We start from the raw sequence: 12,712 nt of genomic DNA, 5'->3' as shown, positions 1-12,712 counted from the left end.
GATTTCAGGCGGCCAGGGCTTCCAGCAGTTCGGTTTCCAGCGTCAGCTGCAGCTTGTCCTGGCGCAGGGCGTCACCCGTGACCAGGAAGGTGTCTTCCACTCGCTCGCCCAAGGTGCTGACTTTCGCCAGTTGCACATTGACGTGGTGGCGTGCCAGCGTGCGTGCAATGACATACAACAGGCCCGAGCGGTCGCTGGCCGACACGCTCAGCAGCCAACGCTGGGCACGCTCGTCCGGGCGCAGGCTGACCCGGGGCTTGACCGGGAAGGACTTCACACGCCGCGACAGGCGGCCTCGGCTGGGCTCGTGCAAAGGCTTGTCTGAGGCCACCGCTTCGGCCAACTGGTTTTCGACCAGGGCGATGAGGTCGCGGTAATGCACGCCATCAAAGGCCATGTTGTCGGAAGCCAGGATCTGGAAGGTATCCAGCGCATAGCCCGACCTGGAGGTGTGGATGCGCGCGTCCTGGATGCTGAACCCGGCCTTGTCGAAGTAGCCGCAGATGCGTGCGAACAGGTCCGGCCGGTCTGGCGCGTAGACCAGCACCTGCAGGCCTTCGCCCACGGATGAGAGCCGTGCCGCCACAACAGGCTTTTCAGTCTGGACATGGCGCCACAACATGCGGGTGTGCCAGGCGATGTCGGCCGAGTCGTGGCGCGCAAAGTAGCTCATGTCCAGCGTCTTCCACAGCGGCTCTTCGACGCCATTGGGCATGTAGTAGAGCGCCAGGGTGTGGCGGGTCTGCTGCTTGCTGGCCTCGATCTCGGCGTCCATGTGCGGGCGCGCGCCGCCCAGCGCACGCAGCGTGAGCTTGTAGAGATCCTCCAGCAACTTGCCCTTCCAGGCATTCCAGACCTTGGGACTGGTGCCCCGGATGTCGGCCACGGTCAGCAGGTACAGGCCGGTGAGGGTGCGCTCATTGCCCACGCGTTTGGCGAAGGCCTGGATCACGTCAGGGTCGGACAGGTCTTCCTTCTGGGCCACGCGGGACATGGTCAGGTGCTCGGCCACCAGGAACTCGATCAGTTTGGCATCGTCGCCGGTGATGTTGTGGTCGCGGCAGAAGCGCCGGACCTCGGTGCCCCCCAGCACGGAGTGATCACCGCCACGGCCCTTGGCCACATCATGGAAGAGGGCTGCGACGTACAGCAGCCAGGGCTTGTCCCACTCGGCGGCCAGTTGCGTGCAGAAGGGGTACTCGTGCGCGTGCTCCGGGATGAAGTAGCGGCGCACATTGCGCACCACCATCAGGATGTGCTGGTCGACGGTGTAGACGTGGAACAGGTCGTGCTGCATCTGCCCCACGATGCGGCGGAACACCCACAGGTAGCGCCCGAGCACGGAGGTCTGGTTGAGCAGGCGCATGACGCGGGTCTGGCCTTGCGGCTGGCGCAGGATGGCCATGAAGGCTTCGCGGTTGACCGCGTCCTTGCGGAAGGCACCGTCCATCACGTTGCGGGCGTTGTACAGCGCGCGCAAGGTGCGGGCAGACAGGCCCTTGAGCGTGTTGTCCTGCTGCAGGGTCAGGAAGGTCGCCAGGATGGCATGCGGGTCGCGCTGGTAGAGGTCGTCGCTGACCACCTCCAGGAAACCGCCGCGGTCCATGAAGCGCTCGTTGATCGGGCGCATGGGCGCATTTTGCGAACCATGCACGCGCTCCTCGATGTTGAGGATCAGGATCTGATTGAGCTGGGTAACGGCCTTGGCCGCCCAGTAATAGCGCCGCATCAAGGCTTCGCTGGCGCGCAGGGCAGGGGTGTTGCTGTAACCAAAGGACTCGGCCACGGCGGTTTGCAGGTCGAACACCAGGCGGTCTTCACGGCGCCCGGCGATCTGGTGCAAGCGTGTGCGGATCAGCTTGAGCGTGCCTTCGTTGCGTTGCAACTGGCGGGCCTCGAAAGCCGTCAGCAGGCCGTTCTTGGCCAGCTCATGCCAGTTCTTGCCCAGGCGTGCGGCGCGGGCCAGCCACAGCACGACCTGCAGGTCGCGCAGGCCACCGGGGCTTTCCTTGCAGTTGGGCTCCAGCGAGTAGGGCGTGTCCTCGTACTTGGTGTGCCGCTGGCGCATCTCCAGCATCTTGGCTGTCACGAAGGCGGCCACATCCATGTGATCGAAGGTGGAGTGCTGCAGCTCGTCAAAGCGCGCCTTGGAGCCACAGATGAAGCGGGCCTCCAGCAGCGCCGTCTGCACGGTCACGTCGCGTTGGGCTTCCTCGCCGCATTCCTCGACGCTGCGTACGCTGGAGCCAATCTCCAGGCCGATGTCCCAGCAGGCGCTGATGAAGCTCTCAACGCTGGGTGCCAGGCTTTCATCGCCACCAATCGAGGGTGACACCGGCAGCAGCAGGAGCACGTCCACATCGGAGTGAGGGAACAGCTCGCCGCGCCCGTAACCGCCCACGGCCACAAGGGCAGCGCCTTTGGGCAGGGCATGCGCGTCCCAGATCTGGATCAGGGTGCGGTCAACCAGCCGGGCCAGCTGCGTGAGCAGGCGCCCTGCCGTCACGGTGGATGCTCGGCTTTGCTGGAACTGGGTCAGCAGTTCGGTCTTGGCGGTTTTGAACTGCGAGCGCAGCGCGGCGACGTCCAGGGGCATGTTCTTCAAGGCGGTACTGCAAAGACAAAGGCCCTGCCGGGGTGGGACAGGGCCTGCACGGATCAGGTCTTGGTCGACGTGATGAAGTCGGGCGGGGGCGGGCTGCCCGCCGACAGGGTCAGGACCTCGAAGCCGGTTTCGGTCACCAGGATGGTGTGCTCCCACTGGGCTGACAGGGAGCGGTCCTTGGTCACGATGGTCCAGCCGTCACCCAAGGACTTGATGTCCTTCTTGCCGGCGTTGATCATGGGCTCGATGGTGAAGATCATGCCGGGCTTGAGCTCTTCCAGCGTGCCGGGGCGGCCATAGTGCAGCACCTGGGGTTCTTCGTGGAACTTCTGCCCGATTCCGTGGCCGCAGAACTCGCGCACGACCGAGAAACCCTGGTTTTCGGTGAAGGTCTGGATGGCGTGGCCAATGTCGCCCAGGCGGATGCCGGGCTTGACTTTGGCAATACCGCGCCACATGGCTTCGTAGGTGACGGCGCACAGCCGCTTGGCGGCAATGGAGCCGTTGCCCACGATGAACATGCGGCTGGTGTCACCGTGCCAGCCGTTCTTGATAACGGTGATGTCCAGGTTGACGATGTCGCCGTCTTTCAGCTGCTTGTCACTGGGGATGCCGTGGCAAACCTGCTGGTTGATCGAGGTGCAGATGGACTTGGGGTAGGGCTTGTGGCCACCCGGGGCGTAGTTCAACGGGGCGGGCACGCAGCCCTGCTCGTTGACCATGTAGTCGTGACAGAGCTTGTCCAGCTCTTCGGTGGTGACACCGGGTTTGACGAAGGGGGTGATGTAGTCCAGCACCTCGGACGCCAATCGACCGGCCAGACGCATGGCGTCGATGTCGGCGCCTGTTTTGATGGTGATGCTCATGGACGCGAATTATCCGTATTTCGCGAGGGCTATGACGCAGGCAGGGGAATGAGAAAGGCACTGAATTTCAGGCATGAGGGGCCTGGGGCCGGTAAAATGCGCGTTTTTCCTCACGACAGCCCCACCCGCGTGTTTCGCAGGTGTAGCAAAAAGGCCCATCCCGCCGTGACCGAACGCACCCCCCAAGCGATGTCCAACCTGATGCACTTCGAGGGCGGCAACGCCCTGGCTCCCCACCAAGTCCAGGCTCTGCTGCCCAAGCTGCAAGCCATCAACCCCCGCATCAGTGGCGTGCATGCCCGCTTTGTGCACTGGGTGGCCATGGACAAGGCCTTGCCCCAAGGTGAGATGGACAAGCTGGCCGCCCTGCTGACTTATGGCGACGCCTACGACGGCCCCAAAGAAGGTGAGCTGATCGTGGTGGCCCCCCGCGTGGGCACCGTGTCGCCCTGGGCCTCCAAGGCCACCGACATCGCCCACAACTGCGGCCTGGGCATCCGCCGCGTCGAGCGCGTGACCGAGTACCGGATCACGGTCAAGGCTGGCGTGATCGGCGCCCTGATGGGCGGTGCCAAAGGGCTGGCCATTCAGGATTTGAACGCCTGCGCCGCGCTGCTGCACGACCGCATGACGGAAAGCGTGCTGCTGGGCCGCGATGAAGCCCGCCACCTGTTCGACGAGCAGCAAGGCGCCCCCATGGCGCACGTGGACGTGCTGGGGCAGGGCCGCAAGGCGCTGGAAGAAGCCAACGTGACCTTCGGCCTGGCCTTGTCGGATGATGAAATCGATTACCTGGTGAGCGCCTTCACCGGCTTGAAGCGCAACCCGACGGACGTCGAACTGATGATGTTCGCGCAGGCCAACAGCGAGCACTGCCGCCACAAGATCTTCAACGCGCAGTTCACGATCGACGGTCAGCCTCAGGATTTGTCGATGTTCGGCATGATCCGCAACACGGAAAAGCTGAACCCGCAGCACACCGTGGTGGCCTACAGCGACAACGCCTCGGTGATGGAGGGCCACCAGATCGAGCGCTGGATGCCCGCCGGTTACACCAACGCCCCGCAGTACCAGGCCCGCGAAGAGCTGGCCCATGTGCTGATGAAGGTCGAAACCCACAACCACCCGACCGCGATTTCGCCGTTCCCTGGCGCGTCGACCGGTGCTGGCGGCGAGATCCGTGACGAAGGCGCCACGGGCCGTGGCTCGCGCCCCAAGTCGGGCCTGACGGGCTTCTCGGTGTCCAACCTGAACCTGCCCGGCACGAATGAGCCTTGGGAGGCCGTGAAGTTCGGCAAGCCCGAGCACATTGCCAGCGCACTGCAGATCATGATCGAAGGCCCGTTGGGTGGCGCCGCGTTCAACAATGAATTCGGCCGCGCCAACCTGGGCGGCTACTTCCGCGTGTTCGAGCAGACGGTGGGTGAGGGCGCTGGTGCGATGCGCCGCGGTTACCACAAGCCCATCATGATCGCCGGTGGCATTGGCACCATCAGCAGCGAGCAGACCAAGAAGATCCAGTTCGCGGCAGGCACCTTGTTGATCCAGCTGGGTGGCCCCGGCATGCGCATCGGCATGGCCGGCGCGGCGGCCTCGTCGATGGCGGCAGGCACCAACTCCGCCGCGCTGGACTTCGATTCCGTGCAGCGCGGCAACCCCGAAATCGAGCGCCGCGCACAAGAGGTCATCAACCACTGCTGGGGCCTGGGCGCCAACAACCCCATCCTGGCCATCCACGACGTGGGCGCGGGCGGCATCTCCAACGCCTTCCCTGAACTGGTGGACGGCGCAGGCAAGGGCGCGCGTTTCGATCTGAGCAAGGTGCCGCTGGAAGAAACCGGCATGGCCCCCAAAGAGATCTGGTGCAACGAAAGCCAGGAACGCTATGTGATGGCCATCGCGCCTGAATCACTGCCCATCTTCACCGAGATGGCCAACCGCGAGCGTTGCCCCTTTGGTGTGATCGGCGTGGCCACCGAGGCCTGTGAGCTGATCCTTGAAGACACCACCCAGCCTGACGCTGACAAGCCAGTCGACATGCCCATGGACGTGCTGCTGGGCAAGCCGCCCAAGATGCACCGCGACGTCAAGCGTGTGGCATGGGACGGTGGCGAGCTGAACCTGACCGGCGTGGCGCTGGACAAGGTCGCCTTTGATGTGCTGCGTCACCCCACCGTGGCCAGCAAGCGCTTCCTGATCACCATCGGTGACCGCACCGTGGGCGGCCTGAACGCACGTGACCAGATGGTTGGCCCCTGGCAGGTGCCGGTGGCCGACGTGGCCGTGACCCTGGCCGACTTCAAGGGCTTCGCCGGTGAAGCCATGGCCATGGGCGAGCGCACGCCGCTGGCCTCAGTGAACGCGCCGGCTTCTGGCCGCATGGCCGTGGCCGAATCCATCACCAACCTGCTGGCGGCCCCCATCGAGCTGAGCAAGGTCAAGCTGTCGGCCAACTGGATGGCCGCTTGCGGCGAGGCCGGTGAAGACGCCGCCCTGTACGACACGGTCAAGACCGTGGGCATGGAGCTGTGCCCGGCACTGGGCGTGTCCATCCCCGTGGGCAAGGACTCGCTGTCCATGCGCACAAAATGGACCGACAAGGGTGAAGGCAAGTCGGTGACCGCGCCCGTGTCCCTGATCGTCACGGCCTTTGCCTCGATCGACGACGTGCGCCCCACGCTGACGCCGCAACTGATCACCTCCGAGAACGGCCAGACGCTGGACACCAGCCTGATCCTGATCGACCTGGGTGAAGGCAAGAAGCGCATGGCCGGCTCCATGCTGGCCCAGGTGCTGGGCCAGTTCGGCAACGAGGTGCCCGACTGCGACAACCCCGAGATGCTCAAAGCCACCGTGGCCGCCGTGAACGCGCTGCGCACGCAAGGCAAGCTGCTGGCTTATCACGACCGTGGCGACGGCGGCTTGTGGGCCACCGTGTGCGAGATGGCCTTTGCGGGCCACACCGGCGTGAGCATCAATGTGGACATGCTGGTCACCGAAGGCGACGGCATCACCGACAGCCGCGCCGACACCGGTGACTCCAAGAACTGGGCCGGCCAGGTGGGTGAGCGCCGCAACGAGCTGACGCTCAAGGCCTTGTTCAATGAAGAGCTGGGCGTGGTGCTGCAGGTGCGCACGACCGACCGCGACGCCGTGATCCAGACCCTGCGCGAGCATGGCCTGAGCAAGCACAGCCACGTGATCGGCAAGCCCATCCTGACTGGCGCAGCGAAGGACGAAGTGCAGGTCTGGCGTGATGCCAAGCCTGTGTTCAGCGCACCTTTGGCGCAGCTGCACAAGACCTGGGACGACGTGAGCTGGCGCATTGCCCAGCTGCGCGACAACCCGAGCTGTGCAGACAGCGAACACGCCGCCATCGGCCTGCCGAGCGACCCCGGCATGCATGTGCAATTGACGTTCGACCCGCTGGACAACGTCGCCGCGCCCTTCATCAACAAATCGCGCCCCAAGGTGGCGATCCTGCGCGAGCAGGGCGTGAACTCGCATGTGGAGATGTCGTACGCCGTGGCGCAAGGTGGCTTTGACACCTTTGACGTGCACATGAGCGACCTGCAAAGCGGCCGCGCCCGCCTGGACCAGTTCCAGGGCTTCATCGCCTGCGGTGGCTTCAGCTATGGCGACACCCTGGGCGCTGGCGAAGGCTGGGCCCGCTCGATCATGTTCAACCCGAAGCTGGCCGAGCAGTTCGCCGCCTTCTTTGGTCGCCAGGACACCTTCGCGCTGGGCGTGTGCAACGGCTGCCAGATGCTGGCCGCACTCAGCCCCATCATCCCGGGCGCACAGGACTGGCCCAAGTTCACGCACAACCAGAGCACCCGCTTTGAAGCCCGCCTGAGCCTGGTCGAAGTGCTGGAAAGCCCCTCGATCTTCTTCGAAGGCATGGCTGGCAGCCGCATGCCGATCGCCGTGTCGCACGGTGAAGGCTTTGCCAACTTCGCGCAGCGTGGCAACGCGGCCAAGGTGCACAAGGCCATGCGCTTTGTGGACAACACCGGTGCAGCCACCGAGGTCTACCCCTTCAACCCGAACGGCTCGCCTGGCGGCCTGACCAGTGTCACCACGGCTGACGGCCGCTTCACGGCCATGATGCCGCACCCCGAGCGCGTGTTCCGCAACATCCAGATGAGCTGGACCAGCGGCGACAGGAGCGATGCCAGCCCCTGGCTGCGCATGTTCCGCAACGCGCGCAAGTGGGTGGGCTGATCGCCTGCCAGCCAGGCATTGCGCCAACGATCAAGGGGCTCTTCGGAGCCCCTTTTTCATGCCTTCCCACTCAGCCAAAAGGCCGTCGGCAGCCTCAGACGCCAGGAACAGCCCCGCGCGCAAACGTCATCTCCTGGATGAGTTGTGCGTGCTGTGGAAACTTGTCCAGCAGCACGGCGCGGTCATCCAGCGTGAAGTCATCAAAGTCGAACCCGGGCGCCACCGTGCAGCCGATCAGGCTGAAGCTCCCAGCCAGCTCGCAGCGCAAGGCAAACCAACTGCCGCCCGGGATCACCAGGGAGAACCGCTCACCTCTGTCCAGATCGCGCCCCAGCTTGTGGACATGCATGGCGCCCGCCGCATCGATCTCATAGACATGCAAGGGCGAGCCATCGTAGAAGTGCAGCACCTCGTCGGAAGCCAGCAGGTGGAAGGCGCTGAACTCACCGTGGCGCAGCAGGAAGTAAATGGCCGTGCTGGCGTTGCGGTCGCCCTTGTGCGTCGGGCTCAAGGCTGACTGCGGCAGCAGCAAAGGCGCTCGGTAGTGCTCTTTGAAGGCCCCGCCTTCGATGTGCTGCGTCATGCCCAGCTTTGCGATGTAGTAGTCGGCGTTCTTCATTGGCAACCCTGTTCACAGGCGAGGTCATTGGTTGACAGCTTACCTGGGCTTGTCGCGCAACTCGTCGAGCTCGAACCAGAGCTCGCGGCGCGCCAGCGGCGTCGCCACTGGCAGCGACGGGTTTTTCAGCGCAATGACCGTGCGCCCCTGCAACTTGAGCCCATCCAGCAAGGGCACGATGTGCCTCTTGAACAGGCGAGAGAAGCTGCCATCGGCCAAAGCGGCCTCCAGCCCCTTGTTGATGTCCGCGCCAAGATCGGGGCGCTTCTTGCTGACAAAGAAGTAGAAGGCCGCCGGGTAGCGGATCATGACCGACTCGTCCATCACGACGGGCATGCTGTCGTGTGCCTTGAGCTCGTTGCGGATCTCCATGACCGAGCGCGGGAAGTAGTCGATCCGCCTGGATGCCAGTTGCTTGAACAGGCCCTCATACGTCGGGGACACCAGCACCGTCAAGCCATTGGCACGCAAGATGTCGGTGTCCGGCCAGTCATGCATCTGGCCCGAGGAGAACCTGGCCAGTGCAGCCGGGTCCTTGACCTCACTCAAGACACCGGGGCGCTGGGCATGGACCAGGGCCAGCCGCCACCCGATCAGGCCACGGTCAATGGGGAAGCGGATGGGGATGAGCTGCGCCTCACGCTCCGGTGTGGTCATCACCCAGATGACGTCCACCGCCCCGGAATTGGTCGCCAGTTCGGCAATCGCCCGGCTTTGCACCATCACGCTGGTGGATTGCCGAAGCTCGTAAGCCTTGCCCGACTTGGACAAGGCCAGCCGCAAGGCGTCCAGCATGTAGTTCAACTGCGGGTCGTTCTGGGCCTGATGGCGGGGGTAGACCACCACGTCTGCCGCCCATGCCAGCGGGCTGCCAGCAAGCAGCACACACAGAATCAAGCCCATCAGCATCCGCGTCATCACTGCCTCACGGGTGTCAGCCATCGAACCGCACGATAGCGCCATCCGGGCGAAAAAGACAACCGGCGCCCGCCTTCAGGCTCCCCAGGAAAGCGCACAGAGGCAGTCAAGCGAGGAAAACAAGCGCAGACACCGGCAGACGCCCGCAAATGAGTGGGTGAAAAGTGGCGTTTGACGGGGTTCAGAGGCCTTCAGCGGGGGAATACACCACGGCTGACCGCGTTACGGGCAACGGACAATATCCAGGCCAAGCGCGCCGCCCGCCGTGCTACCCGTTTTGCGTCAGTCAACAAGATGTCCCATATCCGTTACGAGGTGACCTTCACCGGCGATGCCGAGACCTACCGCCCCATCTGGCGCAAGAACATGCTGCTGATGCTGCTGACGGCCGGGATCGCCTTGCCCTGGGCCCTGGTGGGCCGGCTGCGCTATTTCTACCAGCACACTTACGTGGCCGGCGCCAACCTGGACTACCACGTCAACCCCTGGAAGATGTTCGCCGGCAACCTGGTGGCCACGGTGATCCTGAACGCCATCTACTACGGCATCTCCCTGACCGGGCCTTATCGCCTGATGGGCGTGGCGGCCATGCAGTTGCTCACCGCCGCCATGCTGCCCATCGGCTTGCACGGTTATCTGGAGTTCCAGCTTCAGCACACGAGCTGGCGCGGGCAGCGCCTGAAGCTGGCGGCCACCCCGGTTGATGCCATCAAGGCCATGGGCTTGCCTACGCTGCTCTACATCGTCGGTGGTGTGACGGCCGTCTGGGCTGTGATCGCGGGCATGGGCGGGCAGCGTGCCTTGTCCTATGTGCTGGGTGGCTTCGCTGCCTTGGCCCTGTGCATCGCGCTGCCCTGGGTGTATGTGCAGTTCAAGCGCTACCAGCATCGGCATGCCGTGCTGGGCAACTGGCCCAATGCGCAGGCGACGGATTTGCCCCGGGGTGAGGCCTGGGGCGTCACCCTGGTCACCGCCTTGCTGGCCTTCCTGGCCCTGCTGGCCATCGTCCTGCCCTTGACCTGGGGCCTGTCCGAGCTGGTCGGGCTGGACTGGTCGGCCGTGGCACGCATGAAGCAGGCCGAGCACAATGCGGAAAGCATCCGGCTGGCGCTGGTGTGGGTGCCAGGCGTGTTGCTGCTCATCGTCGCGATGATGGCGCTGCCTTACCCCTATCTCAGCGTGCAGTTGCAGAACCGTTTGTGGTCGGGCACGGCACACGAGCACATCCGCTTTGAGAGCGCAGTGCCCGTGGCCGCCTTGCTCAAGTTGACCGCACGCAACTGGAGTCTGATCGCCTGCACCCTGGGCTGGTATTACCCCAAGGCGGCCATCACCGAGGCCAGGTTGCGCATGCAGTCGGTCTCGGTCTGGATCAAGCCGGAGGTGCTGATCGAGAACCCAAGCGAGCCTCAACCAGCACCCGGCGGCGCCTCACCTGATCAGCAAGGCACCCAGCTGCAGGCCCGCCATGTGGGGCTCGTGATGCCAGGCCCGACGGAGCCCACGCCCCAGAGGTGATCTCCTGATGAAGCCACCAAATCGCCTTCATTAGAAAAGGCGGTTTATTCGTTTTCGCCGACAGGCTCGGTGGCGCCGGTACCGAAGAAGCCCCGGCCTTGCGCAAAGTAGATCTGGATGGGTTTTTCGTTGCGAAGGATGTCGAGCACGCTCTGAAACATCGTGCTGGGCAGGTGCATGGTGATGACGCCGTTGTTGTAGGCATCGTTTTCAAACACCATGCCGGGGTCGTTGAAGCGGACGTAGGCAATGGCGTTGCCCGCGGTGCCGTATAAGGCGATCTGCGAGCGGTTGGTCTGGTAGCCCTCCGGCCCACCGTAGACGAGCACGTGGTATTTGGTGACTTCGGCCATCATCCTTCTCCAAACTGGTTTCATGAACAGTCACAGGATACGCGCCACCGTTGGCTCGGCCATCCCTAGATTAACGCACCTGGGCGACACCCCAGTAGTGGTACGACACGAACCTGGGGCCAGGCAGATAGCGCGATTGCACCTCGGACTGGAAGCCTGCGTCGCGCAAGAGCAAGGGCACGTCGCGGTCGAGCATGCAGCCACCCGCCAGCTTGCGCCAGTAAGGCTGCAGGCGCGTCTGCCACTTGCTGACATTGGCGTCCGGGGCCCGGCCGTGCTCAGAGAACAGCAATTTGCCGCCGGGCTTGAGCACGCGCCGCATCTCGGCCAACGCCGCGGCCGGATCAGGGATGGTGCACAAGGTGTAGGTGCAGACCACAGTGTCGAAGCTGGCGTCATCGACAGGCAAGCGCTCGGCTGACAAGCCGATCAGATCGACGTCCAGGCCTGCTTGTGCAATGCGTTTTTGCGCCAGGCTGTGCATGCGCAAGGCCGGGTCGACGCCCGTCACGCGGGTGACGCGCGTCTTGTCGTAGAAGGGGATGTTCAGGCCGGTGCCGATGCCGACTTCCAGCACCTGGCCTTGCGCCAACGGGACAACCTTCTCGCGCTGCCTGGCCACGGGCCGGATGCCGCAAGCCATGTCGATCAGATAGGGCAGCACATGCCGGTCGTACCAACTTTCGTCGCTCATGGTGTGATGACTGGGGTTGACTTCAAAAGGGGCAGCAAGGCTTGCGCCAGGACGGGTGCCATGTCGATGGCATTGCTCTCGTGGGCGATACAGTCCGTGCTCCAGACATGCGCCACGCCAGCGGATTGGATCACGGCCAGCGCATCGCCCGCAAACAAGGCGTGGGTGACCGCCACGTCCACCGACGCCGCACCCGCATCGTGCAGCAGACGTGCGGCCACGGCGAGCGTGCGCCCGGAGCTGGCGACGTCGTCGAGCAGCACCACGGCGCGCTCCTTGACGCTCACCGCGGGCAGGGTGATCTCGACGTCCTTGTCGCCATGGCGCTGCTTGGTGCAAACGCCGTAGTCAAAGGCATGCACCCGCGCGGCCGCCTCGATCCATTGCGCAGACTCGGCATCGGGGCCGATGAGCAGGGGCTTGTCGTGATGCCGCGCAATCAGCTGCGCCAGCATGGGTGCGCCTGACAGGCTGATGGCATGGGGCAGGGCAATGGCTTCGTCCAGCGTGCGGATGCGGTGCAGGTGCGGGTCCACCGTGATCACGGCATCAAACAGGTCGGCCAGGAAGCGGCCCACCACCTTCTGGCTGACGATCTCACCCGGGTGAAACGCCATGTCCTGGCGCATATAGGCCAGGTAAGGCGCCACCAGGGTGATGTGGCGGGCGCCCAGCTCACGGGCCTGCCGCGCCACCAGCATCAGCTCGATCAGCTTGTCATTGGGCCGGTCCAGGCTGCGGTAGATCACCAGCTGCGCAGGCAGTTGGCCGTTCGCGTCCACCGGAAGGCGCAGGCGCAACTCCTCGTCAGGGAAGCGGTGCGCCTCGATGCAGGCCGCAGGGATGCCGCTGGCCTGAGCCAGACGCTGCGCCGCGGCGCGCTCGTCTTCAAAATGGAGCAACAAGGCGGACATG

At 64.5% G+C, this 12,712-nt stretch carries 9 protein-coding genes; 2 read left to right on the top strand and 7 right to left on the bottom strand.

Annotated elements, in window-relative coordinates; all coding sequences use genetic code 11:
• Window positions 1–4: 4 nt before the first annotated feature.
• A complete protein-coding gene (locus HY019_RS15265) occupies window positions 5–2,596 on the bottom strand; it encodes a [protein-PII] uridylyltransferase (protein ID WP_290694243.1) in 2,592 nt (863 codons plus the stop codon).
• A 62-nt stretch (window positions 2,597–2,658) separates the two neighbouring features.
• Complete coding sequence (map, locus tag HY019_RS15260; protein ID WP_290693734.1) at window positions 2,659–3,471, bottom strand: type I methionyl aminopeptidase; 813 nt, start codon at window positions 3,469–3,471, stop codon at window positions 2,659–2,661.
• A gap of 189 nt (window positions 3,472–3,660) precedes the next feature.
• Here map and purL point away from each other — a divergent pair, with 189 nt between their 5' ends.
• A complete protein-coding gene (gene purL / locus HY019_RS15255; RefSeq protein WP_290694240.1) occupies window positions 3,661–7,695 on the top strand; it encodes a phosphoribosylformylglycinamidine synthase in 4,035 nt (1,344 codons plus the stop codon).
• A gap of 94 nt (window positions 7,696–7,789) precedes the next feature.
• Here the strand turns inward: purL and HY019_RS15250 are convergent, their stop codons facing one another.
• Both HY019_RS15250 and HY019_RS15245 read right to left on the bottom strand, forming a co-directional pair.
• Entirely contained in the window at window positions 7,790–8,314 is a 525-nt protein-coding gene (locus HY019_RS15250; RefSeq protein ID WP_290693731.1) for a cupin domain-containing protein, read from the bottom strand.
• 39 nt (window positions 8,315–8,353) lie between these two features.
• Window positions 8,354–9,256, bottom strand: a complete 903-nt coding sequence (locus HY019_RS15245; protein ID WP_290693728.1) for a transporter substrate-binding domain-containing protein — start codon at window positions 9,254–9,256, stop codon at window positions 8,354–8,356.
• Between the two features lie 270 nt (window positions 9,257–9,526).
• Between HY019_RS15245 and HY019_RS15240 the strand changes: the two genes are divergently transcribed.
• The gene (locus tag HY019_RS15240) at window positions 9,527–10,750 is read left to right on the top strand and encodes a DUF898 family protein (RefSeq protein WP_290693725.1); all 1,224 of its coding nucleotides are present in this window, start codon (window positions 9,527–9,529) and stop codon (window positions 10,748–10,750) included.
• Window positions 10,751–10,794: 44 nt separating this feature from the next.
• Here the strand turns inward: HY019_RS15240 and HY019_RS15235 are convergent, their stop codons facing one another.
• The 3 genes from HY019_RS15235 to HY019_RS15225 all read right to left on the bottom strand — a co-directional run bounded on the left by HY019_RS15235 (window position 10,795) and on the right by HY019_RS15225 (window position 12,711).
• Window positions 10,795–11,103: a hypothetical protein gene (locus tag HY019_RS15235; RefSeq protein WP_290693722.1), complete on the bottom strand. Its 309-nt coding sequence runs from the start codon at window positions 11,101–11,103 to the stop codon at window positions 10,795–10,797.
• Window positions 11,104–11,173: 70 nt separating this feature from the next.
• The gene (locus HY019_RS15230; RefSeq protein ID WP_290693720.1) at window positions 11,174–11,797 is read right to left on the bottom strand and encodes a class I SAM-dependent methyltransferase; all 624 of its coding nucleotides are present in this window, start codon (window positions 11,795–11,797) and stop codon (window positions 11,174–11,176) included.
• Complete coding sequence (locus HY019_RS15225; RefSeq protein WP_290693718.1) at window positions 11,794–12,711, bottom strand: ribose-phosphate diphosphokinase; 918 nt, start codon at window positions 12,709–12,711, stop codon at window positions 11,794–11,796. Before HY019_RS15225 ends, HY019_RS15230 begins: the two co-directional genes overlap by 4 nt.
• Between the last annotated feature and the right edge of the window lies 1 nt (window position 12,712).

This window comes from Aquabacterium sp. (assembly GCF_016195855.1).
Taxonomy (GTDB): domain Bacteria; phylum Pseudomonadota; class Gammaproteobacteria; order Burkholderiales; family Burkholderiaceae_C; genus Aquabacterium.
This window is presented reverse-complemented; position numbering and strand designations above follow the sequence as displayed.

Bases quoted from the DNA above. Each gene is read 5' to 3' on its own strand.
- HY019_RS15230 (WP_290693720.1), bottom strand. From the start codon at position 11,797: ATGAGCGACGAAAGTTGGTACGACCGGCATGTGCTGCCCTATCTGATC.
- HY019_RS15225 (WP_290693718.1), bottom strand. From the start codon at position 12,711: ATGTCCGCCTTGTTGCTCCATTTTGAAGACGAGCGCGCCGCGGCGCAG.
- purL (WP_290694240.1), top strand. From the start codon at position 3,661: ATGTCCAACCTGATGCACTTCGAGGGCGGCAACGCCCTGGCTCCCCAC.
- map (WP_290693734.1), bottom strand. From the start codon at position 3,471: ATGAGCATCACCATCAAAACAGGCGCCGACATCGACGCCATGCGTCTG.
- HY019_RS15245 (WP_290693728.1), bottom strand. From the start codon at position 9,256: ATGGCTGACACCCGTGAGGCAGTGATGACGCGGATGCTGATGGGCTTG.
- HY019_RS15240 (WP_290693725.1), top strand. From the start codon at position 9,527: ATGTCCCATATCCGTTACGAGGTGACCTTCACCGGCGATGCCGAGACC.
- HY019_RS15250 (WP_290693731.1), bottom strand. From the start codon at position 8,314: ATGAAGAACGCCGACTACTACATCGCAAAGCTGGGCATGACGCAGCAC.
- HY019_RS15235 (WP_290693722.1), bottom strand. From the start codon at position 11,103: ATGGCCGAAGTCACCAAATACCACGTGCTCGTCTACGGTGGGCCGGAG.
- HY019_RS15265 (WP_290694243.1), bottom strand. From the start codon at position 2,596: ATGCCCCTGGACGTCGCCGCGCTGCGCTCGCAGTTCAAAACCGCCAAG.